Origin of the sequence: Erythrobacter sp. BLCC-B19 (assembly GCF_028621955.1) — a bacterium.
In the GTDB taxonomy this organism is placed as follows: domain Bacteria; phylum Pseudomonadota; class Alphaproteobacteria; order Sphingomonadales; family Sphingomonadaceae; genus Erythrobacter.
In genome coordinates this window covers 1,567,619-1,591,175 of sequence record NZ_CP117516.1, presented here as the reverse complement: position 1 = coordinate 1,591,175, position 23,557 = coordinate 1,567,619, and the positions used below count along the sequence as shown (strand labels likewise).

General features: G+C 66.9%; 21 protein-coding genes and 1 tRNA gene. 9 read left to right on the top strand and 13 right to left on the bottom strand.

Annotation, left to right across the window (positions count from 1 at the left end):
• Positions 1–4: 4 nt before the first annotated feature.
• The 4 genes from PS060_RS07450 to PS060_RS07435 form a co-directional block, all read right to left on the bottom strand.
• Positions 5–2,158, bottom strand: a complete 2,154-nt coding sequence (locus PS060_RS07450) for a transglycosylase domain-containing protein (protein WP_273986571.1) — start codon at positions 2,156–2,158, stop codon at positions 5–7.
• A gap of 123 nt (positions 2,159–2,281) precedes the next feature.
• On the bottom strand, positions 2,282–2,689 hold the full coding sequence (gene msrB / locus PS060_RS07445) for a peptide-methionine (R)-S-oxide reductase MsrB (protein WP_273986570.1): 408 nt from the start codon (positions 2,687–2,689) through the stop codon (positions 2,282–2,284).
• A gap of 118 nt (positions 2,690–2,807) precedes the next feature.
• Positions 2,808–3,476 carry a glutathione S-transferase family protein gene (locus tag PS060_RS07440; protein WP_273986569.1) on the bottom strand — a complete coding sequence of 223 codons (669 nt, stop codon included), beginning with the start codon at positions 3,474–3,476 and terminating at the stop codon, positions 2,808–2,810.
• 77 nt (positions 3,477–3,553) lie between these two features.
• Positions 3,554–3,955, bottom strand: a complete 402-nt coding sequence (locus tag PS060_RS07435; RefSeq protein ID WP_273986567.1) for a hypothetical protein — start codon at positions 3,953–3,955, stop codon at positions 3,554–3,556.
• A gap of 122 nt (positions 3,956–4,077) precedes the next feature.
• Between PS060_RS07435 and PS060_RS07430 the strand changes: the two genes are divergently transcribed.
• Positions 4,078–4,470: a VOC family protein gene (locus PS060_RS07430; RefSeq protein WP_273986566.1), complete on the top strand. Its 393-nt coding sequence runs from the start codon at positions 4,078–4,080 to the stop codon at positions 4,468–4,470.
• Positions 4,471–4,472: 2 nt separating this feature from the next.
• Here PS060_RS07430 and metW read toward each other — a convergent pair whose 3' ends face one another.
• Complete coding sequence (metW, locus tag PS060_RS07425) at positions 4,473–5,075, bottom strand: methionine biosynthesis protein MetW (RefSeq protein ID WP_273986565.1); 603 nt, start codon at positions 5,073–5,075, stop codon at positions 4,473–4,475.
• Positions 5,072–6,172, bottom strand: coding sequence for a homoserine O-acetyltransferase MetX (metX, locus tag PS060_RS07420; protein WP_273986564.1), 1,101 nt, complete (start codon positions 6,170–6,172; stop codon positions 5,072–5,074). Before metX ends, metW begins: the two co-directional genes overlap by 4 nt.
• 120 nt (positions 6,173–6,292) lie before the next feature.
• Here metX and PS060_RS07415 point away from each other — a divergent pair, with 120 nt between their 5' ends.
• Positions 6,293–7,390 carry a pyridoxal phosphate-dependent aminotransferase gene (locus tag PS060_RS07415; RefSeq protein WP_273986563.1) on the top strand — a complete coding sequence of 366 codons (1,098 nt, stop codon included), beginning with the start codon at positions 6,293–6,295 and terminating at the stop codon, positions 7,388–7,390.
• On the top strand, positions 7,387–8,295 hold the full coding sequence (locus PS060_RS07410) for a prephenate/arogenate dehydrogenase family protein (RefSeq protein WP_273986562.1): 909 nt from the start codon (positions 7,387–7,389) through the stop codon (positions 8,293–8,295). Before PS060_RS07415 ends, PS060_RS07410 begins: the two co-directional genes overlap by 4 nt.
• A gap of 56 nt (positions 8,296–8,351) precedes the next feature.
• On the opposite strand, the gene PS060_RS07405 is transcribed toward PS060_RS07410, so the two are convergent.
• From PS060_RS07405 to ftsE, 4 genes are read right to left on the bottom strand one after another with little or no spacing between them, the layout of a single operon-like run.
• Complete coding sequence (locus PS060_RS07405; protein WP_273986561.1) at positions 8,352–9,023, bottom strand: lysophospholipid acyltransferase family protein; 672 nt, start codon at positions 9,021–9,023, stop codon at positions 8,352–8,354.
• Between the two features lie 17 nt (positions 9,024–9,040).
• The gene (locus tag PS060_RS07400) at positions 9,041–9,574 is read right to left on the bottom strand and encodes a YdcF family protein (protein ID WP_273986560.1); all 534 of its coding nucleotides are present in this window, start codon (positions 9,572–9,574) and stop codon (positions 9,041–9,043) included.
• A gap of 12 nt (positions 9,575–9,586) precedes the next feature.
• Positions 9,587–10,546, bottom strand: coding sequence for a cell division protein FtsX (locus PS060_RS07395; protein WP_273986559.1), 960 nt, complete (start codon positions 10,544–10,546; stop codon positions 9,587–9,589).
• Positions 10,543–11,283: a cell division ATP-binding protein FtsE gene (gene ftsE, locus PS060_RS07390; RefSeq protein WP_273986558.1), complete on the bottom strand. Its 741-nt coding sequence runs from the start codon at positions 11,281–11,283 to the stop codon at positions 10,543–10,545. Before ftsE ends, PS060_RS07395 begins: the two co-directional genes overlap by 4 nt.
• 167 nt (positions 11,284–11,450) lie before the next feature.
• Here ftsE and PS060_RS07385 point away from each other — a divergent pair, with 167 nt between their 5' ends.
• Together PS060_RS07385 and PS060_RS07380 are read left to right on the top strand one after the other, a co-directional pair.
• Positions 11,451–12,440 carry an MJ0042-type zinc finger domain-containing protein gene (locus PS060_RS07385; RefSeq protein WP_273986555.1) on the top strand — a complete coding sequence of 330 codons (990 nt, stop codon included), beginning with the start codon at positions 11,451–11,453 and terminating at the stop codon, positions 12,438–12,440.
• 109 nt (positions 12,441–12,549) lie between these two features.
• Positions 12,550–12,636 (top strand) — tRNA-Leu (locus PS060_RS07380).
• 54 nt (positions 12,637–12,690) lie between these two features.
• Here PS060_RS07380 and PS060_RS07375 read toward each other — a convergent pair.
• Positions 12,691–13,689 (bottom strand): formylglycine-generating enzyme family protein, encoded by a 999-nt coding sequence (locus tag PS060_RS07375; protein WP_273986553.1) that lies wholly within the window; start codon positions 13,687–13,689, stop codon positions 12,691–12,693.
• Between the two features lie 293 nt (positions 13,690–13,982).
• Between PS060_RS07375 and PS060_RS07370 the strand changes: the two genes are divergently transcribed.
• The 4 genes from PS060_RS07370 (at position 13,983) to PS060_RS07355 (ending at position 19,158) form a co-directional block, all read left to right on the top strand.
• Positions 13,983–15,320: an MFS transporter gene (locus tag PS060_RS07370; protein WP_273986552.1), complete on the top strand. Its 1,338-nt coding sequence runs from the start codon at positions 13,983–13,985 to the stop codon at positions 15,318–15,320.
• Positions 15,321–15,331: 11 nt separating this feature from the next.
• Positions 15,332–16,150, top strand: coding sequence for a class I mannose-6-phosphate isomerase (locus PS060_RS07365; RefSeq protein WP_273986551.1), 819 nt, complete (start codon positions 15,332–15,334; stop codon positions 16,148–16,150).
• Between the two features lie 50 nt (positions 16,151–16,200).
• The gene (locus tag PS060_RS07360; RefSeq protein ID WP_273986549.1) at positions 16,201–17,811 is read left to right on the top strand and encodes a sulfatase family protein; all 1,611 of its coding nucleotides are present in this window, start codon (positions 16,201–16,203) and stop codon (positions 17,809–17,811) included.
• 114 nt (positions 17,812–17,925) lie between these two features.
• Positions 17,926–19,158 (top strand): ROK family transcriptional regulator, encoded by a 1,233-nt coding sequence (locus PS060_RS07355; protein WP_273986546.1) that lies wholly within the window; start codon positions 17,926–17,928, stop codon positions 19,156–19,158.
• 14 nt (positions 19,159–19,172) lie between these two features.
• Here PS060_RS07355 and PS060_RS07350 read toward each other — a convergent pair whose 3' ends face one another.
• Both PS060_RS07350 and PS060_RS07345 read right to left on the bottom strand, forming a co-directional pair.
• A complete protein-coding gene (locus tag PS060_RS07350; RefSeq protein ID WP_273986544.1) occupies positions 19,173–20,099 on the bottom strand; it encodes an ROK family protein in 927 nt (308 codons plus the stop codon).
• A 25-nt stretch (positions 20,100–20,124) separates the two neighbouring features.
• A complete protein-coding gene (locus tag PS060_RS07345; protein ID WP_273986542.1) occupies positions 20,125–23,556 on the bottom strand; it encodes a glycoside hydrolase family 2 protein in 3,432 nt (1,143 codons plus the stop codon).
• Position 23,557 lies beyond the last annotated feature (1 nt).

The following is a 23,557-nucleotide window of genomic DNA, read 5'->3' as shown; positions in this document are numbered from 1 at the left end:
CGGCCTATTGCTCGGGCGGCTTGGCGGGCACCGTCTGGGGCGGCGCGCGGCGCGGCTCACGCGGGGGGCGCTGCTGGTTTTGCGGCAGCGAGCCGCCGGTCGCTTCCTCGAGGAAATCCTGACTGGCCGCAGGCGGCGCATCGGGCCCGAAGGGATCAGTGCCCCCTTCGCGCTGGCCGGGCTGCACCATGTTGCCCTGTTCGTCGATGTAGTAATAGTCCTCAGGGCTCCCGAACATCGCCTCCTCGTCCGGCTCAAGCTGCCATTCCGGCAGTTCGAGCGTGACGTCGAATTGTTCGACCGGGCGGCTCTTCACCGCAAAGCGCATATAGGCGGCAAAAGCCTGTGCCGGCGCGCGCCCGCCCTGGAGGCCCGGCACCGCCTTGGCATCGTCGCGGCCCATCCACACACCGGTGGTGATGCCGCTCGAAAAGCCGATGAACCAGCCGTCCTTGTTCGAGGAGGTGGTGCCGGTCTTGCCCGCCACGGGCCGGCCGATGTCAGCGGCGCGTCCGGTGCCGGTCTGGACGGCGGCCTGCAGCAGATCGGTAATCCCGGCGACCACGTAATCGGGCACGGCGGGCGACTTGCCCGGGTTCTCCCGGCGATAGAGCACCTCGCCGCTGGCCCCGGTGACCTTGGTTATGCCATAAGGCTCGACCGCCACGCCCTTGGCGGAAATCCCGGCGAAGGCCTGCACCATCTCGATCACCCGCACTTCGGACGATCCGAGCACCATGGAAGGATAGGTGTCGATCTTGGAATTGACCCCGAACCGCCGCGCCATCGAGGCGACCGTGCCGAACCCGACCTCGTTGCCGAGCTGGGCTGCGACGGTGTTGATCGAATAGGCAAAGGCGGTGCGCAGGTCGGTCTCACCGACATTGCGGCCATTGGCGTTGCGCGGGCTCCAGCCGTCAATCGTCACCGGGGTGTCGGTGACCTTGTCCTCGGGCTTGTAGCCGGCTTCGAGCGCGGCGAGATAGACGAACAGCTTCCACGCCGAGCCCGGCTGGCGCATCGCGGCGGTCGCGCGGTTGTAGTTGCTGGCGACGTAATCCGTGCCGCCCACCATCGCGAGGATCGCCCCGTCGCGGTCAAGACTGACCAGCGCGCCCTGCGCCCCCTTGGGGGTGTTCGCCTCGATCGCGGCGGTGGCGGCGCGCTGCATTCCGATGTCGAGCGTCGTCCACACCTCGATCGGTTCATAGGTTTCGGGCAGGATGATATCGAGCTGCGGCAGCACCCAGTCGGTGAAATAGCGCACCGAATTCTGCCCGGCCTGCTCCTTCAGCTGCACCGCGCTGACATCGACCTTGGCCTCGGCAGGGGTGATGTAGCCCTGCTCCTGCATCAGTCCCAGCACCACCTGAGCGCGGCCTATGGCGGCCTGAACGTCAGCCGTGGGCGAATACTGGCTGGGCGCCTTGACCAGCCCGGCGATGATCGCCGCCTCCTCGACGCTGAGCTCATTGGCGGGGTGGCTGAAGAATTTCCGGCTCGCCGAATCGATCCCGTAGGCGCCGCCGCCGAAATAGACCTTGTTGAGATAGAGCTCGAGGATCTGTTCCTTCGAGAACTTCCATTCCAGCGCCATCGCCAGCACCGCTTCGCGCGCCTTGCGGTCAAGCGAGCGGTTGTTGTTGAGGAACAGGTTGCGCGCCAGCTGCTGGGTGATGGTCGAGGTGCCGCCCAGACGCGCGCGGCTGCCGGTCACCCCTTCGATCAGCGCCCCGGTGAGACGCACCGGATCGACCCCGAAGTGGGAACGGAAGCGCTTGTCTTCCACGGCGACCATCGCATTGGTCATGTTCTCGGGAATTTCGTCGTAGGTCAGCCATTCGCCGAAGCTCGGCCCGATCTCGACCAGCTCGCGCCCGTCACGCGCGCGGATGACGATGGTCTGGCCCGGCTGGGTCGCCTGCAAGGTGGCATAATCGGGCAGAGACGAGGCCGCAAAGCCGACCGCTACGGCCAGCACCACGACCCCGAGCAAAGCCAGCGCGCCGCCCCACACGAACGCGCGCTTCAGCCACAACCGCCAACGTGGGGGGGGCGGCCCGGAACCACCGGGATCGGGCGCTGCCGAACGCTCCGTCGCAGCCCGCCGTCCCCCGCGCGCGCCCTTATTCTGCAACTGCTCACCCCGTTTCGACATTGCTTCGTGCCTATCTCATGCCCGCCCCGAGGGGGCAGGAACGCGCGCCCATGCATAGGCAAGTTGTAACCGCGGGTGAACCCGGCTTTACGCGGCTCTCCCCCGGCATGGCGGCAGGGCGTCTCAATCCTCGGCTGGGGTGAAGATCAGCGCCGCCGAATTGATGCAATAGCGCAAGCCGCCCTGTTCGGGCGGGCCATCGGGGAAGACGTGGCCAAGGTGACTGCCGCACTTGCCGCAACGCACTTCGGTGCGGATCATGCCGTAACTGACATCGCGGTGTTCCTCGATCACCTCGTCCGTGGCGGGGCGGGTGAAGGCGGGCCAGCCGCAGCCGGAATTGTACTTGGCGGTGGAATAGAACAGCTGCGTGCCGCAAGCGGCGCAGTGGTATTCGCCCTCGTCGTAGAACTTGTCGTATTCGCCGGTGAAGGCGCGCTCCGTCCCCGCCTCGCGCAGGATGTGATACTGCATCGGGGTCAGCTTTTCGCGCCATTCGGCGTCGGTGATCGTGCGGGGATCGTCGGTCATGGTCTATCCTCTCTGACCAGCACTATATCGGTTCATCGCAGATGAACCGCAAGGCCGACCGGCCGCCCGCAGCGACCGAAGGGAGCGAGGATTTCGCACGCCGGAGGGCGTGCGGATATCAAGAATCCAGCAACGCGTAATGCGCGGGCGGCTTGATCACGTCCATCCGCTCGGTCAGCAGCGGGCGGAAGCTCGGGCGGCTCTTGAACACGGCATACCAGCCGCGTGACTGTTCATGCCCCGCCCAGTCGATCCCGCCGAGGTAATCCGCAACCGATATCTGCGCCGCCGCCGCGAGGTCAGCGAGGCTCATGGTCGACCCCGCCACCCAGGGGCGGTTGTCGATCAGCCAGTCGAGATAGTCGAGATGCCCGTGCGCCATCTTCATCGCATTGCGCAGCGCGCCGCTGTCGGGCGGCTGGCGCAGGATGCGCTTCTTCATGCGTTCCGACAGCAAGGGCGCGGTGACATCGGCGTAGAAATTCTCGTCGAACAGGGCGACCAGACGGCGGATTTCCGCGCGCTGGGCAGCGGTGCCGTTGATCATCGGGTTGCGGTCGACCGTCTCCTCGAAATATTCCGCAATCGCGCGGCTATCGGGGATGGTGATGCCCTTTTCCTCATTGACGATCACCGGGGTGCGCCCGGCCGGATTGAGGTTGAAGAACAGATCGGACGCCGCCCACGGGTCTTCGCGGGCGAGATCGAAGGGGATGTTCTTCTCGCTCAGCAGCAGCCGGATCTTGCGGCTGAAAGGGCACAGGGGGAATTGATAAAGCAACCACATGGTGCCTGTTTCCATGCCTTGTTTGGCGGCATGAATCCAGCACGGCCCGCGCGGGACGCGGGGATATGTCGGTGCGATTACAGCCCTGCGGCCGACTTCATCAAGACGCAGGCCGGCATCATGGCAGCGACCCGCTCAGTCCCCTCGGCGGTTTCGTTGCGCTCAACCTCTTCAAACGAGAGCGTCATGACATCCTCGCGGGTGAGGCCCGCGTCATCCATCAGCTTGGCCATCGCCTGAACGAAGAACTCGCGCCCGCCGGTGGTTTCCATGTCGGGATAGGCGCTCCCGCGCGTATCGCCCGATTTCTGCCAGCGGCTGACGGTGGCAAAGGCAATGGCGCAGCGCGCGGTGGCAGCCTGCTCGAGCGGCAGGGCGTCGAGCGAGACAGCCGGAGCCGCCGGGTCTGCGGGAGCAGGAGCGACATCGGGTGCTGCGGCTTGCAGCGCCAACAGGACGGCGAGAACGGGCGTGACCATGGCTTGTCCTATGCCCGCGCGGATGAACCTCTGGCTACAGCTTTCTCGCCCCATTTGCTGATTGCCGGGGGCGAAAATCCGTCCTAATCCGCAACTCACCTTACCTGAGGAGAGGAACTTTCATGTTCAGTCACATCATGCTCGGCACGAGCGATTTCGACAAGGCGAAGGCGTTCTATGACGCCGTGCTCGCCACGCTCGGCGCGAAACCCGGCAACATCAACGTTGCCGCCACCGGCCACCGCCGCGCCTTCTGGATGCACAATGGCGGGATGTTCTCGATCAGCGAGCCGATCAACAACCAGCCCGCAACCGCCTCGAACGGATCGACCATCGGCTTTGCCTGCGACAGCCTTGAGCAGGTGCAGGCCTTCCATGACGCCGCTGTCGCCGCGGGCGGCAAGTCGATCGAAGACCCGCCGGGGCCGCGCGTCGGCGCGATGGGCACGCTGAACCTCGGCTATGTGCTCGATCTCGACGGCCACAAGCTGTGCATGCTGCACCGCGCGGGCTGATCTCACCTACTTAATTCAAACACCGCGAATTCGGCGCGCCAGTTAGCTGCTGGTGCGCCGATTTGCTTTTCATTCGAGAAAAACCACGCGCGTTCGACCTTCGCGCCCTTCATACGGGCGAGGTCGCGGAAGTCCTCGACCGTGACGTGGTGGATGTTCTGCGTCTCGTACCAGCTCACCGGCAGCGCGCGGGTCACCGGCATCCGCCCGCCGAACATCAGCGCCGCCCGCGTGCGCCAGTGAGCGAAGTTGGGGAAGGAGACGAAGGCCCGCCGCCCCACGCGCAGCAATTCATCGAGCATCAGGTCAGGCCGCGTCGCGGTCTGCAAGGTTTGGCTCAGGATCGCGTAATCGAACGCCTTGTCGGGGTAGTTGGCGAGGTCGAGATTGGCATCGCCCTGCACCACGCTGAGGCCGCGCGCCACGCAGCGCTCGACCAGTTCGCCGTCGAGTTCCATCCCGCGCGCATCGCAGCCGCTCGCGCTCTCCAGCTCGGCCATCAGCGCGCCGTCGCCGCAGCCGATGTCGAGCACCCGGCTGCCGGGTGAAACATGGGCGGCAATGGCCGCGAGGTCAGGGCGCAGGGAGGATTGGCGCGCGCTCATTCCACAAACCCCTTCACCACGCGGTCAAGCTGGTCGTGTTCCAGCAGGAAGCTGTCGTGCCCGTGCGGCGCGCTCAGTTCCACGAAGCTCACCTTCGCCCCGGCCGCGTTCAGCGCGTGGACGATATGGCGGCTTTCGGCGGTGGGATAGAGCCAGTCGGTATCGAAGCTGACGATGCAGAACCGCGCCTCGGTGCCCCGGAAGGCATTGGCGAGCTTGCCGCCGTGTTCCTCGGCAATATCGAAATAGTCCATCGCACGGGTGATGTAGAGGTAGGAGTTGGCGTCGAACCGCCGGGTGAAGCCGCTGCCCTGATAGCGCAGGTAGCTTTCCACCTGAAACTCGGCATCGAAGCCGAAGCCCTTGGCCTCACGATCCTGCAACCGCCGGCCGAATTTCTCGGTCAGCCCCGCTTCCGACAGGTAGGTGATGTGCGCCGCCATCCGCGCGACGGCGAGGCCGTTGTCGGGCTTGGCGTCGGCGTCGTAGTAGTCGCCCTCGGCCCACGCCGGATCGGCCATGATCGCCTGCCGCCCGACCTCGTGGAAGGCGATGTTCTGCGCCGAATGGCGCGCGGTGGAGGCGATCACCAGCACCCGCGCCGCGCGCTCGGGCCAGTTGGCGGCGAGGCTCAACGCCTGCATCCCGCCCATCGATCCGCCAACCACGGCGTGCAAGCGTTCGATCCCGAGGCCATCCAGCAGCGCCACCAGCCCCCGCACCATGTCGCGGATGGTGATGACGGGGAAGCGCATGGCATAGGGCTGGCCGTCGGGCGCAAGGCTTGCGGGGCCGCTCGATCCCATGCAGCTGCCGATCACGTTGGCGCAGATCACGAAGTGGCGGTCCGTATCGATCGGCTTGCCCGGCCCGACCATCCGTTCCCACCAGCCGGGCTTGCCGGTGATCGGGTGGGGGCTGGCGAGATATTGGTCGCCGGTCAGCGCGTGGCACACCAGCACCGCGTTCGACGCGTCGGGGGCGAGGGTGCCATAGGTCTCATAGGCGATCTCGCAGCCTTCCAGCACCTGCCCGCTGTCGAGCGGCAGGGGGTGGGGGACACGGTAGACCGGGGAGACGGGCGGGACGGCGTTCATGGTGGCCCGCGACTTGGGGTAGCCCCCCGCCCGTGTCAATCGGGGTATCAATCGCGCGCCCGCGCCTCACGCGTTTTCGCGCTGTATTCGCAGGGCCAAACTGGCTATCGCGCCACTCGCATGAGCAAGCCCGAACCCAAACCCTGGATCGCCCAGATCCACGCCTATGTCCCCGGCAAGTCGAAGTCCGCTTCGGGCAAGCCGCTGGTGAAGCTGTCGGCGAACGAGAACCCGCTGGGCTCCAGCCCTGCGGCTCTCGCTGCGCTGGCCGAGGGCCATGTCGCCGCTGACTACCCCGATCCCGACGCGCGGATGCTGCGGGAGGCGATCGCGCAAATCCACGGCCTTGATCCCGCGCTCATCGTGTGCGGCACGGGCTCTGGCGAGCTGCTGCACTGCGCGGTGCAGGCGCTGGCCGGGCCGGGGGACGAGGTGCTGGCATCGCGATACTCCTTCTCGCTCTATCCCCTGCTCGCGCAGAAAGTCGGCGCGAGCCCGGTGTTCGCCGAGCCCGAGGGTTACGGCGCGAGCGTCGACAACCTGCTGGCCGCGGTGACCGCGCGCACCCGCGTGGTGCTGCTCGACAACCCCAACAATCCCGTAGGCACCTTCCTGCCCCCGTCCGAAGTCGCCCGCCTGCACGCCGGCCTGCCGTCCGACGTGCTGCTGGTGATCGACGAGGCCTATGCCGAATACGTCGACCCTGCTTTCCAGACGCTGGCCTTCCAGATGGCCAAGACCCACGACAATGTGCTGGTCAGCCGCACCTTCTCCAAGGCCTATGGCCTTGCCTCCGAGCGGGTCGGCTGGGTCACTGGCTCGGCCCACCTTGTCGATCTCGTCAACCGCCTGCGCGGCGCCTTCAACGTCTCGGTGAGCGGGCAGAAGGCCGCGCTCGCCGCCTTGGGCGACCAGAGCTTCGTTGCCGCCAGCCGCGAGCACAACACCCGCGAACGCGCCCGGCTGGCCGAGGCCATCGCCGCCCTCGGCAACCACGGCATCTCGGCGTCTCCGAGCGAGGCGAACTTCCTGCTCGTCCACTTCGAGGGTGCGGTGAGCGCCGCACAGGCGCTCGAAGCCCTGTCGGATGCCGGGTATGCCGTGCGCCACCTGCCGTCGCAGGGTCTGCCCAATGCCTTGCGCATCACCATCGGCACCGCGCAAGCGACCACCGATGTCATCGCGACGCTGCGGCGGCTGTGCGGAGAGGCGGCATGACGATCCAGCGCCTCGCCATCATCGGTCTTGGTCTGCTCGGCGGGTCGATCGGCCTTGCCGTCAAGGCACGCGGGCTGGCCATTGCGACCACCGGCTGGGATCGTGACCCGGCTGTGCGCGCACGCGCAACCGAACGCGGACTGGTCGAGACCGTCCACGACACCCCCGAGGCTGCCGTGGCGGACGCCGACCTCGTGATCCTGTGCGTCCCCGTCGGCGCGATGGGCGATGCGGCACGGGCGATTGCGCCGGGCCTCAAGCCGCAAGCGATCATCAGCGACGTCGGCTCCTCCAAGGAAGCTGTCGCCCACGCGCTGGCCGAAGCGCTCCCCGGCGCCACCATCATCCCCGCTCACCCCGTTGCGGGCACCGAACAGAGCGGCCCGGACGCAGGCTTCGCCACGCTGTTCGCGGGCCGCTGGTGCATCATCACCCCGCCCGAGGGCGTTGATCCCGCCGCGCTCGAAGCCCTTTCCGACTTCTGGGCCGCCCTTGGCTCCAAGGTCGAACTGATGGACGCGGCCCACCACGACCTCGTGCTCGCGGTCACCAGCCACATCCCGCACCTCATCGCCTACACCATCGTCGGCACCGCGAGCGATCTGGAGGACGTGACCCAGAGCGAGGTGATCAAGTATTCGGCGGGGGGCTTCCGCGACTTCACCCGCATCGCCGCCTCCGATCCGGTGATGTGGCGCGACGTGTTCCTCAGCAACAAGGGCGCGGTGCTGGAGATGCTGGGGCGCTTTGTCGAGGACCTCACCGCGATGCAGCGCGCGATCCGATCAGCCGATGGCGACGCGCTGTTCGACCTCTTCACCCGCACCCGCGCCATCCGCCGCGCGGTGATCGAGCAGGGTCAGGACGACAGCCGACCGGACTTCGGGCGAGAGCACGGGGCGTAAGGGCAGGGCGGCTTTGGCCTTGTTCCGGCCGAAAGTTGACGCGGCCTCGGCGTTCCCTACCCGTTCAGCACATTGATCGCCGCATGCACCCGCGCTTCGACCTCCTCGCGCGGGAGGCCGGCGGGGATTGTTTCGCCGACCTTGTAGGTGATCCGGCCCGGGCGCTTGATGACGTGGTGGTACAGCCGCCCGCTATCCACCGCGATCGGCACCACCGGCAGCTTCAGGAGCTTGTAGAGCCCCGCAAACCCCGCCTGCAGGCGCGGGCGGGTGCCTACGCGCACGCGGGTGCCTTCGGGGAAGATCACCAGCGGGCGGCCTTCCTCGACCCGCTGCTTGGCCAGCGCCAGCATCTGGCGCAGGGTCTTGGCGCCTTCCTCGCGCGCGACGGGGATCAGGCCATAGACCAGCGCCGAATAGCCCCAGCCGGGGATGCGGAACAGCTCCTGCTTGGCGAAGACAGCGGGGTGGGCGAACAGGCGCGGGGTGTCGATCGCCTCGAAAAAGGCCTCGTGCTTGACCGCGATCAGCACCGGCCCCTGCGGCAGTTCACCATCCAGCACGACCTCGATCCCGAGCACCTTCTGCGTGCACCACAAGTGCCACGCACCCCAGCGCCGCACGATCTCTGCCAGCCATGCCGGCCGGGCCGTCACCGCAAGGGCCGAGGCACTCACCAGCAGCGTGCTGCCGCCATAGAACAGCACATAGAAGGCGAGCGAACGCAACGCGGCGACAAGCGTTTTCAAAGGTCGGCCAATCCCAGCGCGCGACTGGCGAGCAGCTTGTGATATTCGAGGAACAGCGTCTTGAAATCGGCCTGCGATGGCACCGCATCGCGGATCACCGTGACGTGATCGGGCAGGGTGCGGTCAAGCTCGCCCGCAGCGCGGCGCATATGCCAGTCAGTGGTAACCAGCCGGAGCGAGCGCACCTCGTTCTGCGCCACCCACTTGGCAGTTTCCGAGGCGTTGGAGCGGGTATCGACTGCGGCAAAACCGAGCGTCACGCAGCAGGCCATGCGGCGCGGCGAGACGCCGAACTGGGCGGCGAATTCCTGCGGGCGCACTTCGCGGTCGACCCCGCTGACCAGCATCTTCGCGGCCAGCCCCTTGTCGAGCACCTCTAGCCCGCGCGCGATCCGCCCCGGCCCGCCGGTGGGCACGATGACAGCGTCGGTCTTGACCGGCTCCTGCGCGGGACGCGGCAGGGCGACCACGAACCACAGAAAGCCGATCACCCAGACAAGCACAATCAGAGAGAGGAAACGCCGGATCATTGTTTGGCCAGCTTAGAGCATGTCGCGCAGGGCAAGCGCAATGGTGATCCGCGCCGTCGCCAGCGCCAGCAGCACGCCGGCCACCGGGATCGCGGCGATCACCAGCCAATCGGCCAGCGTCAGTCCCCCGCCGCTCACCATCCCGCTTTGAAGCGCGGCGAATTGCTGGCCGAGCAGCCACACCGCGCCCGCGCCGATCGCCCCGCCCAGCATGGCGCCGAGCGCCGCCTCGCGCAGGACATCGCGCAGGAACACCGCCGCGATCTGCGATGCGCTGGCACCGAGCAGGTGCATGATTTCGACCGTCTCGCGCGCGCTGGCAAAGGCATTGCGCGCCGCCAGCCACACCGCCGCCGCCGTCGCCAGCGCGACCAGCGCAATCAGGCCGACCGCCATCCATTGCAGCGCAGCCAGCGCCTCGGCCACGGGCTTCAGGAAATCGCCCTGCGCATCGACCCGCGCGCCCGGCACCTTGGCGGCCAGCGCGGCCTCGATCCGGGCGACCCCGGCGGCATCGACCGGGCCTGCCAGCTCGACATCGATCAGCGCCGGGATCGGAATATCGCCGGAGGTTGCCGCCTCGCCCAGCCACGGTTCGAGCATGGCGACCAGTTCGGCCTCGGGCACCAGCCGGGCGGCAGTGACGCCCTCCAGTCCGGTCAGCACGCCGAGCGCGTCCTGCCCCCTGGGGCCACGCAGATCGGGATTGGGCTCGATCACCTGAACGCTCACCCCGCGCGAAAGCCCGGCGCGGGCCGAGGTTGCAAGATTGCCGAAGGCAAGGCCTCCGGCTGCGGCAATCACCATCAGCGCGATCAGGATGGCGATGACATAGGGGATCGGACCGGTCAGCCGCGTCGGCGGGAGCAGCCGCGCAGCGGCGCGGCCGACGGGGCGTTGCGGCGTGGCGGCGGGTTGGCCCTCGGCCTCGTCGGCATCGGACCCAGCGGGAAGCGGCGGCAGCGTGCTCACGGCGCGCCCCCGGCACTCGGCCCGCTGGGGCGCGGGGGATAGCGCAGCGCGCCGGTGGGGTCGGAAAGCTGCCCCTTGTGCAGCCGCATGATCAGCGAATCCGGCACCTTCTTGAGCAGATGGACATCGTGGGTCGCCACCACCACCGTCGTGCCGACACGGTTGTTCAAGGCCTCGAACAGGCGCAGCAGCTTCAAGGCCATATCGGGATCGACGTTGCCGGTCGGCTCGTCGGCGATCAGCATTTTCGGGCGGCCGATGACCGCGCGGGCGATGGCGACGCGCTGCTGCTCGCCGCCCGACATGGTCGGCGGCACGGCATGGGCGCGGTGCGACAGGCCGACCCAGTCGAGCATATCGCCGACCGCCTTCACCACCTTCTTCTCCTCCGTCCCCGCCAATCGCAGCGGCAGGGCGACATTGTCGAACGCGGTGAGATAGGGGACGAGGCGGAAGTTCTGGAACACCACGCCCAGCCGGCGGCGCAGCTCCGGCAGACGCTCACGCGGCATGGTGACGAGATCCTGCCCGAACATCCGGATCGCCCCGCGCGAAGGGCGCTGGGCAAGGTAGAGCAGCTTCAACAGGCTGGTCTTGCCCGCCCCGCTCGCTCCGGTGAGAAAATAGAAGCTGCCGGGATAGAGCGTGAAGCTGAGATTGCTCAAAACCTCGGGATCGGTGCCGTAGCGCAGCCCGACATTGTCGAATTTCACGTGCCCGGCGAGGTTCTCACTCATGGGGGGCACGTAACAGGGGGGCGCGCGGCGGGAAAGTCGCCTGATGGCAAAGAGTGCCACCAATCGCCCGAAATGCGTGTCCCAATGTGGAAAACACGCGGGAAATGGGCAGGCAGGGGGTGCGGGCTCTTGTGCGCAGGGTCCGTGTGATTCATGCAAGTGTGGATATGATCATCGCTTGCCCAGCCTGCGGCACCCGCTACGCCGTGCCAGATGCTGCCATCGGCAGCGAAGGCCGCACCGTGCGCTGCGCCAAGTGCAAGCACAGCTGGTATCAGGAACCGCCCGAGCTGGCGCTTCCCGAGGCAGCCCCGCAAGAGGCAAGCCCGCCGCCGCCCGCTCCGCCGCCTCCGGTGGAAGAGCCGCGCGCCGCGCCGCCCCCACCTCCGCCACCGCCCCCACCTCCGCCACCGCCAGCGTCCCAACCGGTGCCCGAGCCGGCCAGCGATGGCCCTTCGGTCAGCCATTGGCGCACGCCCGAGCCGGCGCCTGAGCCCGCCTCGGCCGAGGCTGAAGCGATGATCGCCATGCGCGCGCTGCGCCGCGGCCTCAATGCCGCAGGCGAGCCGGCCACCCCGCCCTCACCGCCCCCCAGCCGGGAGCCGGACTATTCCGATTCTCCCGTCCCGGCTTTCTCCGACGACACGCCCGATCCGCCTTTCGCCGACGATAGCGATGACGGGGAGGATGGCGGATCGCAGTTCGATTATCGCGCGCCCTTCACACGGCGGCGCAACACGCTGCGGATGTGGACGCTGGCGGCCGCGCTGTTCGCGGCGGTGGCGACGGGGCTGGCAGTCGCGGTCAATTACTATGGCCTGCCCGAATGGGTGCCGATCAGTCGCCCGACCTTTGGCGTCAGCCGTCCGGGGCTGGAGTTCAACTTCCCCAGGACCGAGCAGCGCAAGGAAACGCTCGAAAACGGCGAGACCATTTTCCAGGTGCGCGGCACCATCACCAACAACGCCCGCGAAAGCCTCGCCGTGCCGCAGGTGCTGGTGGTGTTCAAGGACAAGCGTGATCGCAAGATCGGCGATTGGCCGGTGGTTCCGCCCAAGCGCCGCCTCGCCCCCGGCGAGACCGTGACCGTCACCGAAGCGATCCGCGACATCCCGGTCGGCGCCGCCGAAGTCGCGCTTGGCTGGGCACCCAACTGATCCCTTTCACAGGCATCGTGTCAAAGAGCTTGCGCGGCGCCAAACCCCTTGCTAGGGGCGCGCTCCTACCGCGGGGACAGCGCTTTGGCTGCCCCGACAAACCCCGAGTGCGGTCGTGGCGGAACTGGTAGACGCGCAACGTTGAGGTCGTTGTGGGCGAAAGCCCGTGGAAGTTCGAGTCTTCTCGACCGCACCAAATCTTCTCTCCCGAAAATCGGATCTCGCCTTCGGGCTCCCCCGGCCACCGGCGCTATTGTGGCGCCGCGTCGTACACCAAGCGGAAGCCGACGTTCGATGCGCCAAGACCCGGGTCGCGCCCCTGACGGCTTTCGGGGCGATAGCGCTGGCAGTAATTGGGCGCGCACAGGTAGCTGCCACCCTTCATCACGCGACTGACAAAGCCGGGATTGAGCGGATCATAGGCTGCGTTGCGGTCGGTTCTGCGCGGGTTGTCGCGCGCTGCGGGATCATGGCCGGGACTGTAGAGATCAGCGGTCACTTCCCAGACATTGCCGACCATGTCGTAAAGTCCGAAGGCATTGGGCGCAAAGCAGCCGACCGGGGCGATGCCCTTGAAGCCGTCCGTGCCTTCATTGACCAGCGGGAACACACCCTGCCAGCTGTTGGCCCGCGAAGGATCGGGCTGTTCGACATATTTGGATGCGCCCGCGCTGGCGGCATATTCCCATTCGGCCTCGGTCGGCAGCCGCCCGCCTCGCCAAGCGGCATAGGCCTGCATATCCTCATAGGCGAGATGAACGACCGGCTGATCGGGCACGGCATCTGGCCCCTGCGGGCCATAGGGCTTCTTCCAGCTCGCACCGGGCACATAATCCCACCAATCGGCATAGTTGCGCGAAGGGCGATCGGGCGGCGTGAACACCGCCGAACCGGGCTGGAGCATATAGGCCGGGATCTGCTGGACTGGGACGCCGAATTGCGCAGGGTCGACCGGCTTTTCCGCGACAGTGACATAAGCAGTGGCAGCGACGAAGGCGGCGAACTGGCGATTGGTGACTTCATGCGGATCGATCCGGAAGCCGTCGACGCGGGTCTCACGGGGCGGCCCTTCCTCGGCATAGACGGCATCGCTGCCCATGATGAAGGTGCCGCCCTTGATCGCCACGGGCGCAGACGGCGGGGTCTTGCAGGATGCAGCAGCGGCAAAATCGGTGGCCGATTGGGGCAAGGCAGGCGCGTCCGGCGCGGCGTTGCACCCCGCGGCCAGCAGGCAAAGCGCGAGTCCCATTGATCGTGAGTGCTGCAATTCTGCTCCTCCCTGCCGTGCATCGCGCAAGCCTGCGGAATTACGGATCACTTTTTCCTTAATCATGCCGGAGAACTCTCGGTGCTGCGCCGCCGCCCGCTTATGGTCCGCCCATATAATACCTAAAACAATTTTCTTTACACCCCCTGTTTCGGCGCTATCATCCCAGCCATAGACACGGTTGCCTCTGCGCCCGCCGCCACCCGATTGCCCGCGACAGGCAGGCACGGCGCGGCGATGCCCGGACGGACAACGGGACGGTGAGGGGAATTGGGATGGACGCAAAGGATGCAGCGGGCGTCGCGCGCGCCGCAAGCGAGGGGCGCAGTGCAGCGCCCTCCGCCACGACACAATTCGCCTTCGCTTCGGTTACCACGCTGTTCTTCGCATGGGGCTTCATCACTTCGCTTATCGACCCGCTGGTAGCGGCGGTCAAAGGGATCTTCAGCCTGTCCGACTTCGAAGCGCAACTCAGCGCCTCGGCCTTTTTCATCGCCTATGGAGTGATGAGCCTGCCGGCGGCCGCGCTGCTGGCCCGGCGGCGGTCGGTGACGACGGTTCTGATCGCGCTCGTCACCATGATCGCGGGCTGTATGCTGATGCTGGTGGCAGCCAACCTTGCGGTCTACGCCATGGTGCTGCTCGGCCTGTTCATTCTCGCGAGCGGCATCACCATCCTGCAAGTGGCGGCCAACCCCCTGGCAGCGGCGCTCGGCCGCCCCGAGGGCAGCCACCTGCGGCTGACGCTGAGTCAGGCCTTCAACAGTCTCGGCACGTTCATCGGCCCCTATCTGGGCGCGCTGCTGTTCCTCAAGGGCGTGGAAATCAAGGAGGGCGAAGCGCTCGACGCGGGCGTGCGGGAAGCGGCGCTGGTCGGGATCGATGCGGCATTCCTGTGGATTGCGGTACTGATTGGCGCCTTGGCGCTGTTCATCTGGTTTGCCCGCAGCCTCATCACGCGCGCCATGCCGGCGACGGCACAGACCGAGGCACAGCCTTCGATCATTGCGCTTCTGGCAGAAGCGGCATCGTCGCGCTGGGCCTTGCTCGGCGGGGCCGCGATCTTCCTTTATGTCGGCGCCGAAGTGGCGATCGGCACCCAGATGGCGCTGTTCCTGAGCAGCGAAGATGTGCTCGGCGTCTCGCTCGAACAGGCGGGCAAGATGGTGAGCCTATACTGGGGCGGGGCGATGATCGGGCGGCTGGCAGGCTCGGCGCTGCTGACCCGGGTGCCGGCGACGGCGCTGCTGATGATCTTCGCCGGGTCGGCCTGCGCGATCTGTCTGTTCGTGGCCGCCGTCGGCGGATTGGCGGCAGGCTATGCCGCGCTCGGGATCGGCCTGTTCAATTCGATCATGTTCCCCGTGATCTTCACACTCACCCTCGAACGATCGACCGCAAGCGAGGCGGCGACCTCGGGCTTTCTGTGCTTCTCGATTGTCGGGGGGGCCGCCGTGCCGCTGCTTGTCGGGCTGGTGTCGGGCGCGACGAGCTACGCGACCGCCTTCATCGTGCCGGCGGCGTGTTATGCGCTGCTGCTGGGCTTCGGCCTTGCCGCGCGCCGCGCGGCGGTGCTGCGCACCAGCGCTGCGGCGACAGCATCCGGGCATTGAGGAGGCGGGCTATGGCATTGCGTCAGCTTCACGGGCACGCGGTCGAGAAGGTCTGGGGCCAGCGCGCGATCCCGGCGATCTATGGCGCTCCGGCTGAAACCGATGATCCCATCGGCGAAATCTGGTTCGCCGACGAAAGCGCGCCGGGGCTGCTGGTGAAGCGCCTGTTCACCTCGGAAAAGCTCTCGATCCAGGTTCACCCGAACGACGATCAGGCCCACGCGAGCGGCCACCGTTGCGGCAAGGAGGAAGCATGGTACGTCCTCGCCGCCGAGCCCGGCGCCACCATCGGGGCAGGCTTTGCGCGGGAGCTTTCGGACGCGGAACTGCGGGCGGCGGCGCTTGATGGCAGCATCGAGGCGCTGATGGTGTGGCACCCGGTCGCGCCCGGCGATTTCTTCTATGTGCCCGCAGGCACCGTCCACGCGATCGGCGCGGGCCTTTCGGTGCTTGAGATCCAGCAGAACGTCGATCTCACCTACCGGCTCTACGACTACGGCAGACCGCGCCCCTTGCAGCTCGACGAGAGCATCGCGGCGGCGGTGGCCGCGCCGTTCAGGCACCAGCCTGCGCGCGCCCTTGGCCCGGCGCGCGAGGAGTTGGTTGCGGCGCCGAAGTTCATCATCGAACGCCTCGGCGGACCCGGTGAACATCGCGTTGCGGCGCGGGCGGCTGCGCCAGCGTGGCTGATGCCGGTCGCACCCGGATGCATGGCCGGCGCAACCGCGCTCGCAGCCGGCACCGTGTGGCTGACCGATGATGCGCTTGATGTCGCGATCGAGGATGGCGGGCAGATGCTGGTTGCCTGGGAAGCCAGCGCCGAATTGTAAGAAAACCGGGCCGCAGACGGCTCCGCGCAGAACCGAAGGTGAGAATTGCCATGATGCGTTTGCGTTCGCTCAGCAGGACAGGTTTCGTCGGCCTCGTGGTGGCCCTTGTGGCTGTCACCGCGATCACCATGCCCGATGAGGCCGAAGCGCAGGCCGAGGCCCGACGCGCGCCGCCCAACATCATCTTCATCCTCAACGACGATCAGCGCTACGATGCGATGGGCTTCCTCGATCCGGCCCTCAAGACCCCCAACATGGACCGCATCGCGCGTGAGGGCGTGTATTTCCCCAACGCCTTCGTCACGACAGCCCTGTGCAGCCCAAGCCGCGCCTCGATCCTGACCGGGCAATATATGCACAACCACGGGATCGCGGATAACAACATCAAGTTCCGCCCCGGCACCTTCTTCTTCCCGATGGCGCTGCAACAGGCCGGTTATCGCACGGCTTTCATCGGCAAGTGGCACATGGGAGGGCACGGCGACGACCCTCAGCCCGGCTTCGATCGCTGGATCAGCTTCAAGGGACAGGGCGATTATCTGCCCGACAATGGCAAGGGCGTGCGCCACACCCTCAACATTGATGGCCAGCGGGTCGAGCGGAAGGGCTATATCACCGACGAGCTCAACAGTTTCGCGCTCGACTGGCTGAAGCAGCAAAGCGGCAAGCAGCCGTTCTTCCTCTATCTCAGCCACAAGGCAGTGCACGCCGACTTCATCCCGGCCGAGCGGCATCAGGGCACGCTCAGCCGCGATGCGATCAAGCTCCCCGACAGCATGGCTGACACGCCCGAAAATTACGAAGGCAAGCCGCGCTGGACCAAGGACCAGCGCAATTCGTGGCATGGGGTCGAGTTCCCCTATCACTCGACGCTGGACGTGATCGACTTCAAGCTGCGCTATAACGAGACCCTCAGGGCGGTCGACGAAGGCATCGGCGACATCATCGCGACGCTTCAGAAGAAGGGAATGCTCGACAACACCATCGTCGTGATGATGGGCGACAACGGGTTCATGTTCGGCGAACACGGCATGATCGACAAGCGAAGCGCCTATGAGGAATCGATGCGTGTGCCCTTGATCGCCTTCGGGGGCGGAATGCCGCGCGGGCGGGTGGTCAACGAGATCGTCGCCAATATCGACATCGCGCCAACCTTCCTCGAACTCGCCGGCGCACAGCGTCCCGAAGGCGTCCGCTTCGACGGGATGAGCTATGCCGACCTGCTGATGGGGCGCGCCTTCAACCGGCCGTGGCGCACCTCGCTCAATTACGAATATTACTGGGAATACAATTACCCGCAGACCCCGACCACCTTTGCGCTGCGCGGGGATCGCTACAAGTACATCCAGTATCACGGCGTCTGGGACACCGAGGAGCTTTACGATCTCAAGGCCGACCCGATGGAGATGCGCAACCTTATCGCCGACCCCGCGCTGCGTCCGGTGGTCAAGAAGATGCGCGCGGATCTGTTCGCCGGTCTCGCCCCCGAGCAAGGTCGGTCGAGCGTGACCTTCACCGAGCGGCTCGACGAAGGGTCGGTGCTGCGCAACCGCAACGGAGCGGGCCCGGGCCAGTTTCCCGCCCGCTGGCTGCGCGACGGAACGGAAACCGATCTTAAGGCCGGTGAGAAGGCCGAAGGCGGAAAGCCCGGCGCACACTGAAGGGCGCCCGAGACGCCGGGGTACGACCCGCGCTCGAAAATTGCACTCGGGCCGCTTGGCGGGTAGACCGTGCCATTCTTGCAGGCTTGCGGCCAATCTGGAGACGAAGGTTCGATGGCGACAACTGAACGCAAGCCGTCAGGTGTCGGTGTCTCCACCCGCGACCGGGTCAACCTGCTCAGCAATGGGCTGTCCGGCACCAATCTGGAACGCGGCAGCTCGCACAACCTGCGTGTCACGCTTCAGGCGATCCGCCTCAATGCGCCGGTGACCAAGGTCGAACTGGCCGAGATTACCGGGCTTACCCCGCCGTCGATCACCAACATCGCCCGCAAGCTGTTCGCCGATGGCCTGATCATTGAAGCCGGGCGGCGGCGGGGCGAGCGCGGGCAACCCGCGCTCAAGCTGGCGATCAACCCGGACGGCGCCTTCTCGATCGGGGTCAATGTCGACCGCGATCACATGACGATGGTGGCGCTCGATTTCCTCGGCGACCTCAGGATGCGGGTGGTCGAGAACATCCGCTTCCCGATGCCCGATCAGGTCGCCGATTTCGTCGCCCGCAACCTCGAAGCCATGCGCGTGGCCGGCACCATCGACATGAGCCGGATTGCCGGGATCGGGCTTGCCATTCCCGACGATTTTGGCGGGGTCGATTTGCCCAATCGACCGGCCGCCTTCGGCATCTGGGAAACCACCGATCCCCGGCATCTCCTCGGCGCGCACGGGCTTGAGGTAATAACCGAAAACGATGCGACAGCCGCTGCCATCGGCGAGCTGCAATTCGGGCATGGCCGTGTGGCGCCGACCTTCTTCTACCTGCTGGTCAGCGCCGGGCTGGGCGGCGGGCTGGTGATCGATGGCCACTCGGTCACGGGGGCAACGGGGCGCAGCGGGGAAATCGGCTTCCTGCCAATTGGCCGGGCACGCCGCAATCCGGTGGTGTTGCAGGATATTGCCTCGCTGTCCGGGCTATACAGTCACCTGACGGCTGCGGGCTTTCCCGATCCCGGCCCGCTCGACCGCCTCGGGCCGGAGGCGAGCATGGCAGCCGCGCAGTGGGTCGAAACGGCCGCCGACCAGCTCACCGACCCGCTGATGGTCATCAATGCAGTGATCGATCCCGACGCGATCTTCATCGGCGGACGACTGCCGGCTGGCCTCGTCGATCAATTGTGCGACAGGCTGGCGCTCAACGTGCGCCACCGCGGCGTTTCGCTCCCGGTGCGGGCACCGATCCGCCGAGCCGAACTGGCCGAGGATGCCGCCGCCATCGGTGCGGCGATCCTGCCTTTTTCGAGCCGTTTCCTGCCCAACCGCACCGCGCTGATGAAGACCGACGCCTAGGCGTCACCGCCCGATCACGCAGCGGGAATGACCTGCCGCACCGCCTGCGGCGCCAGCGCCGCCGCCAGCGCAATCGGCCCCAGCGGCCCGGCGCGGGTGCCCAGACCGGGCGCGGTGACATAGTCATCGATCCGGTCAAGCTCGGGCGAGCTGACATAGCCGGCCAGGCTCGCCTGCAATTCGCGGCGGATGATCGGGAAGAGCTGCGGCTGCGCGGCCATCACGCCGCCACCAAGGAAGATGCGGCGGGGCGTGGCCGTCAGGACGATATTGTGCAGCATCTGGGCAATGGCATGGCCAACGAGATGCCAGATCGGATCATCGGCCGCGATCAGACTGGCCCGCATACCCGACCGCTGGACGATGGCAGGCCCGGCGGCCAGACCTTCGACACAATCGCCGTGATAGGGGCATGACCCTGGCCAGGTATCACCCGGCACACGCGCGATGCGCATGTGGCCAAGCTCCGAATGGCCGAAACCGGCAATCGGCTTGCCGCCGACAATCAGGCCGACACCCACCCCGGTGCCGATCGTGACATAGGCGAAATCCTCAAGCCCGGCCGCCGCGCCCCACCGCAGTTCCGCCAGCGCGGCGCCATTGACGTCGGTGTCGAGCGCGATGGGCACACCCAGCCCTTCACCAAGCTCCTGCGCCACCGCGATCCCGGCCCAGCCGGGCTTCGGCGTCTGACCGATGTGGCCCCAGCGCGGCGAGGCTCCGTCGATGTCCACCGGCCCGAAGGATGCAATGCCAAGGCCGCCAATCGGTCGTCCCGCGCCGAACCACCGCGCAAGCACCTGCTTGATCTGCGGCAGGGTGATCTCCGGAGCGAGCGTATCAACCCGCTCTTCGGCGAGGATCTCGCCGGCCCGCGTGGCCAGCACGCAAACGCATTTGGTTCCCCCGAGCTCGACGCCCGCCAGCATGGAATCCGTCATCACGACCCTCTCCATTGATCCGCCTTCATGGTTGCACCCGTGCCGTTCCCGCATCGACATTCCATCCGCGCACCCCAAGGCTTGCTGGCGCGGCTGCGGAACGCGGCAGCCGGATCGTCAGCACACGCGTTTCGCCGGGCAAAAGAGACACGTAGTTGTCGCTGTAATAGGCGGGCAGCAGGCGCTGGCCGGCCGCATCGCTCAGCGTCAGCTTCACCAGCAAGGCTGGCTGGCTGGTGCTGTTGGTCAGGGTCGCCTCGATCACCTGTTCCTTGGCATCGGCGATCGGGCGCGCCGTCACGGTGACCGCCGCACGCGGCATCGCGCTCATCGCGCGGTAGGCGGCAGGCTCACGCGCCAGCCAGTAGAGGTTCTCGCTCAGCACCCCGCCATCGCTGCCGAGCAGTTCAAGCTTGGTGATGACAACCGGCGCGCGGGCGAAGACCGCCTCGGGCACCGCCTCGCCCGCTTCGATCACGCCATAGGCTGGCGCTTCGACGGGCATGACGCGCTCGTCGAGAAGCGCGCCGTCCAGCGCGAAGTTGCGAACCCGCAGCCGCGCATCGGCGAGGGCTGCGCCGAGGCTGTTGACCACCGCGAGCTTGCGATCAGGCAGGTTGACCTGAACGTGCACCGGCTCCGCGCCCTTGCGGGTGCCGAAAAAGGCGGCGTGGGTGTCGTAATCGTGGCTGTAGATCTGCCATGTCGTGCTCGGCCAGGCGGGCTGAGTCATCCACAGCAATCGCCCGGAATTGCGCGTGAACAGCCCCGCGTTCATCCCCTCGAAGATCGCGCGGTGCGCTTCGTAGTTGAGCAATTGTGCCTTGTTCTCGAAGTCGGCGAGATCGGTGGCGGCCCCAAGCCGGTTGTCCATCGCCTTCATGAAACTGGCGACATCCCCGGCCTTGCCCTGGTGCCAGTCGTGATAGGCCCAGGCATCGCTGACCGGCCACTGGTCCTCCGGCGGCATCATCGCCTTGAACGTTTCCAGCGTCGGGAAGGAGGGCGTGCCGACCTCGGTTGAAAAGCCGCGCCCGATGCGGGTGAAGTAGGCCTCGGGCGGCTGATAGTTCCACGGGCCGCTGTTGGCCATGTTCACATCGCGCGAGTTGGGCAGGTAAGCGCGCGTTCCGTCGATCTCGCGCACCAGCTTTTCAAGACCGCTATTGAGCACCGGCGGCGGGACGCCCTCGTTGCGACCGATCCACAGCACGATCGAAGGGTGGTGCCGGAACCGGCTGACGGTGTCCGCCGCATTGGCGAGGAACAGCGCGGAATCACCCGGCTCAGCGTTGTGATCCTGCGTGGACAGCCAGAAATCGTTGAGGACGAGCAGGCCGTATTCGTCGGCGAGGTCGAAGAACACCTCCTCGGTGCTCTGCCCCATCCAGTTGCGGATGGTGTTGACGTTGGCCTCGCGGTGGAGGCGGAAATAGGGCTCCATCCGCGCGCGCGAGACGCGCTTCATCCAGTCGTCCATGCCCCAGTTGCCGCCGCGCACCGCGATCGGCACCCCGTTCACCCGGATCAGCAGATGCGGGGCGAGCGCACTATCGGCGACCGTAGCCAGCGCCGGGGTTCCGGCGATGTCGCGGGCGAGCGAGACCGCCCAGCCGCCCTCGACCTTGCGGATCGCCTGATGGCGCACATCGAGCAATTGTTCGCCGCTGCTGCGCGCCGGGGCGACCGCCACCCGGCGCAGTGCCTCGGCCGGGTCGACCAGCGAGAGTTCATAACTGACCTCGCGAATACCGAAGCGGATCGTCCGCCGGTCGCTGGGGCTGCCTGCAACGCTGGCGGTGATGGCAAGATCATGCAGCACGGGATCGCCATAGCCATTGGGCCACCACAGCTTCGGGTTGCTGATGCGCAGCTCCTGGAACCGGTCAGGCGCAAAGCGGACATCAGCGCTCGCACCAGCCGGAACGTCGACATTCTGGCGCAGGATCACATCCCCGAAGCGCGCCTCGACGGCCACCGACCGGCCTTGATCGCCATCGTTGATGACCGGCACGATGATGGTGAGTTCGGCGAGCGAATTGTCGGGCCGGGGCAAGACCGTGGCAACGTGCGGATCGCCGATCCTGACATCGCCCGATGCCTCGAGCACGACATCCTGCCAGATACCGGTGTTGCGATCACGCACGGTCGGCGTCCAGTCCCAGCCCTCGCTGGCCCCAAAGGTCGGGCCGTCGATCATCATGGCGCCCCCGTTCTGTCCCGGCCCGGCGGTGAGCGATTCCTCGTGAGGCAAGCCAGGGTGCGGCGGCGGCGTGACGCGAACGGCAAGGGCGATGCGCTCGCCCGCCTTGAACCGCCCCGGCAGATCGAAGCGCCCTCGCGTGAAGGCGCCTTCGGTCGTGCCCAGCTTCGCGCCATTCAGCCAGATTTCCGCGGCGTAGTTGATGCCCTTGAACGCGAGCGCGAGATTGCCGCGCGCCCCGCTGTGGGGCACCACGAACTCGGTGCGCAGCCAGTAATCCTGCCGGCTGAGATGCTCGGGGATCTGCAGGTTGTTGAGGCCAAAGGCAGGGTCGGGGTAAATCCCGTTGGCGACATAGGTTGCAAGGATCGTCCCGGGCACCATCGCGGGCAGCCACTTGTCCGCATCGAAGCCGGGCTGCGCGATCGCGGCAGGCGCCGCGCTCACGTCGGGCGCAGCGGCCAGTCGCCAGTCACCGAGCACCCAGCGGCTCTCTCCTGCAGGCGTCAGCGGTGCAGTCGGCACAGGCCGCACGGCCTTGGCGAGCGGCACTGCGGCGGCGCGGCTGACCGGCAGCGTGGCCGGATCCTGCGGTATGGTCTGCCCCATCATCTGCTTGACCTGCAACGGCCAGGACGGGCTCCCGCTTTCGAACTGAATGAGGCTTTCCTCAGGCCGCGCCCACACCATGCGCGACACGGCCGCAGGCGCGCCTCGCCACACCGCAAAGCTGGCGAGCGCGCCGCGGAACACGTCGCGCCCCGGCGCGCGCGGCGCGAGCACGACCGCCACAGCCTGAGACGGCTCAACAACCTTCAGGCGAACGGGCCGCTCCGCGCCGACCATCAGCGCAACGCCATCGGCGTCAGACGTGAGGGTGACGAGCAACCAGTCACCGGGCTTGCCATTGACGTTGGCAGCAGCACGTGCGCCGCCCGCTTCTGCCTGAATCCGGCCGTCCTGAAGCGCGAGCGAGACGAGCGCGCCGCCCTTGTCGTCGATCAGCGAGAAAATGGTGCGCGGGCCAGGGGTCTGCTCATCCAGCCGAACCCAGCCCTTGATCGTCCAGCTGTCCTGCACCGCAAGCGGCGCGGCCAGATCCTTGCGCAGAGCGGTTCCCGCAGCGGGAAAGCGGGCGTTGACCGGGCCGACAAGGACGGCAGGCTCCGCATTCCCTTGCGCCGGAGCGGCAGAGGAAAGTGCGCAGGCCACCACCATCAGCGCAACTGCAAGCGCCTTGCGCAACCAGACCATA

Excerpts from the sequence above, each read along its gene's own strand:
- PS060_RS07400 (WP_273986560.1), bottom strand. The coding sequence starts at position 9,574 with ATGATCCGGCGTTTCCTCTCTCTGATTGTGCTTGTCTGGGTGATCGGC.
- msrB (WP_273986570.1), bottom strand. The coding sequence starts at position 2,689 with ATGACCGACGATCCCCGCACGATCACCGACGCCGAATGGCGCGAAAAG.
- PS060_RS07355 (WP_273986546.1), top strand. The coding sequence starts at position 17,926 with ATGGCGACAACTGAACGCAAGCCGTCAGGTGTCGGTGTCTCCACCCGC.
- PS060_RS07375 (WP_273986553.1), bottom strand. The coding sequence starts at position 13,689 with ATGGGACTCGCGCTTTGCCTGCTGGCCGCGGGGTGCAACGCCGCGCCG.
- PS060_RS07440 (WP_273986569.1), bottom strand. The coding sequence starts at position 3,476 with ATGTGGTTGCTTTATCAATTCCCCCTGTGCCCTTTCAGCCGCAAGATC.
- PS060_RS07370 (WP_273986552.1), top strand. The coding sequence starts at position 13,983 with ATGGACGCAAAGGATGCAGCGGGCGTCGCGCGCGCCGCAAGCGAGGGG.
- PS060_RS07450 (WP_273986571.1), bottom strand. The coding sequence starts at position 2,158 with ATGTCGAAACGGGGTGAGCAGTTGCAGAATAAGGGCGCGCGCGGGGGA.
- PS060_RS07430 (WP_273986566.1), top strand. The coding sequence starts at position 4,078 with ATGTTCAGTCACATCATGCTCGGCACGAGCGATTTCGACAAGGCGAAG.
- metX (WP_273986564.1), bottom strand. The coding sequence starts at position 6,172 with ATGAACGCCGTCCCGCCCGTCTCCCCGGTCTACCGTGTCCCCCACCCC.
- metW (WP_273986565.1), bottom strand. The coding sequence starts at position 5,075 with ATGAGCGCGCGCCAATCCTCCCTGCGCCCTGACCTCGCGGCCATTGCC.
- PS060_RS07435 (WP_273986567.1), bottom strand. The coding sequence starts at position 3,955 with ATGGTCACGCCCGTTCTCGCCGTCCTGTTGGCGCTGCAAGCCGCAGCA.
- PS060_RS07360 (WP_273986549.1), top strand. The coding sequence starts at position 16,201 with ATGATGCGTTTGCGTTCGCTCAGCAGGACAGGTTTCGTCGGCCTCGTG.
- ftsE (WP_273986558.1), bottom strand. The coding sequence starts at position 11,283 with ATGAGTGAGAACCTCGCCGGGCACGTGAAATTCGACAATGTCGGGCTG.
- PS060_RS07345 (WP_273986542.1), bottom strand. The coding sequence starts at position 23,556 with ATGGTCTGGTTGCGCAAGGCGCTTGCAGTTGCGCTGATGGTGGTGGCC.
- PS060_RS07365 (WP_273986551.1), top strand. The coding sequence starts at position 15,332 with ATGGCATTGCGTCAGCTTCACGGGCACGCGGTCGAGAAGGTCTGGGGC.
- PS060_RS07410 (WP_273986562.1), top strand. The coding sequence starts at position 7,387 with ATGACGATCCAGCGCCTCGCCATCATCGGTCTTGGTCTGCTCGGCGGG.
- PS060_RS07350 (WP_273986544.1), bottom strand. The coding sequence starts at position 20,099 with ATGACGGATTCCATGCTGGCGGGCGTCGAGCTCGGGGGAACCAAATGC.
- PS060_RS07385 (WP_273986555.1), top strand. The coding sequence starts at position 11,451 with ATGATCATCGCTTGCCCAGCCTGCGGCACCCGCTACGCCGTGCCAGAT.
- PS060_RS07415 (WP_273986563.1), top strand. The coding sequence starts at position 6,293 with ATGAGCAAGCCCGAACCCAAACCCTGGATCGCCCAGATCCACGCCTAT.